The organism is Fodinibius halophilus (assembly GCF_011059105.1).
Lineage (GTDB): Bacteria > Bacteroidota > Rhodothermia > Balneolales > Balneolaceae > Fodinibius > Fodinibius halophilus.
Genome location: NZ_JAALLS010000059.1, coordinates 1 through 1,887, shown reverse-complemented (window position 1 = coordinate 1,887; position 1,887 = coordinate 1). Strand labels below are relative to the sequence as shown.

General features: G+C 41.5%; 1 protein-coding gene. It reads left to right on the top strand.

Annotated elements, in window-relative coordinates; genetic code table 11:
* The first annotated feature begins 521 nt into the window (after positions 1-521).
* Positions 522-1,382, top strand: coding sequence for a glycosyltransferase family 2 protein (locus G3569_RS18145; RefSeq protein ID WP_350356576.1), 861 nt, complete (start codon positions 522-524; stop codon positions 1,380-1,382).
* The last annotated feature ends 505 nt before the right edge of the window (positions 1,383-1,887 follow it).

The following is a 1,887-nucleotide window of genomic DNA, read 5'->3' as shown; positions in this document are numbered from 1 at the left end:
GACATTGAAGAGTTGTGGAGAAATAAATAGCCACGGTTCTTATTCAACGAGTCATTTCGAACGTAGTGAGAAATCCTTGTTTACTATTGTGCATTCTGGATATCATTTTTAATGCCCTACCCATACCTGCGCTATCTACTACGCTAAAGTGCTAATCTGCCGAAACTCTTAGGTGCAGGTATGGCTTTGTAGCACAGGTACAAAATACTCCTGTTCGCCTACTGTTCTGCGCTCAGAATTCATTATGCCGGGTGATTGCGAACTGTGAAACGAGCAGGAAAAAATCCTCCTTTGACAATGTCTGAATGAAAAACAATGTCATCCGTCTTACGGTGGTTCTTCTTATTGAGGCTCGTGTAAAGATCTAAAAGTCAGGTAATAATTCCTTTCCATGATGGCTCTGAGAGAGTTAGACTGCCAATGCCAACGTTTGCTAAAGAGGGAGTAAGGATTTATGGGTAATATTGCGAGGAGAAAAAGTTGAAAATGGTGATTGAAGTTAGAGGCACAAAAAGAATAATTTGAACAACGATTACATTTCTTATACTATCCAGAGAAATATTTTATTTAAGGCGAAGATATTGGGCGAGTCACCAAAAATTACTGTTATCATTCCACATTATAATATGTCTGATTACCTAATCAGAGCTGTGGATAGTGTTTGCAGGCAAGACTACGAAAGCCTGGAAATAATTATTGTGGATGATGGATCTGAGGAGCCATTTGAAAGTGCGGAATTGCTTGATATGCATCCCTATATTTCGGTGTATGAAATTTCACATAAGGGTAAAGCGGTGGCGGTAAACAAGGGGTTGGAAGAAGCACAAGGAGAGTATATAACAATTCTGGATGCGGATGATCAGCTGCCCCTCCATAGCCTTTCCTCTCGTATGAGTACCTTAGCAGATAACGAGGCTCATCTTTGTATCGGTAGCTTTGAGACAAGTTTTGAGGGACAGACAAAAGGAATACGGTCAATAAGGGAGTTACCTGTAGATGATATTCAGAAAATTAAAGATAGGTTCATTGCGAATATAATATCTCCTTTCCATCAAAATGCGATGCTTTTTAGTCGGGAGTTGGTAAACAAGATAGGCTATATGGATCCTGAGATGATTCGCAGCCAGGATAAAGATTTTGCTATACGATTGCTTGATGGCGTTGAAAAAATCTGTTCTGTGGAGGAGTCAGTCTATATCTATCATCGCTATGAGCGTCCTTTGCGTACACGCATTGAGAACAGAATCATAGGTATGAAATACCTTATGAAAGTTGTGAATCGTCATTTTGAGGGTTGGCGAAAAGGAATCTATTTACCTTGGGTCTTGCTTATGCAATCGGCAAAATTGCTTTATGATCTGTTTGGGGTTTATAAGAAGTAGCGAAACGGGCATCCCTGTTGAGGACAACACAGAATTCGTTATTCTGAATGGGTGGAAATCACGAAGCAAGAAAGAGTCCCCCTTTGGGCATTGTCTGAATGAAAGGCGTTGGGCGTAATCGGAAGGGGGCTTGGGGGATGTTACAGTTCATTTTATGGAAACTAAATTGCCAAATTAAAAGCAATGTCATCCTGAACTTGTTTCAGGATCTCCCTGAATAGGTTCGCGTAGGATCTGAAGGGTAGATAATATTCCCCTCCAGGGAGGGTCGCTGACGCCTCATAGTATAGCCTACGTAGCCAAAACCTACTTCGGTCTCTTACGCTCCATAGCTTCAGCGACGGAGCGCGCAGCTAGGCCTTTAGCGACGAGGCGGGGTGGGTCTGTAAAACAATCGACGGGTGATTGAAGATCGATGACCGTTTTTTATCGTTGGGGTGCATTGTTCCAATGAATCCAGCAATTAAGTATATGTTCATTTTTTGTTACCAAAAAACGAACCAAA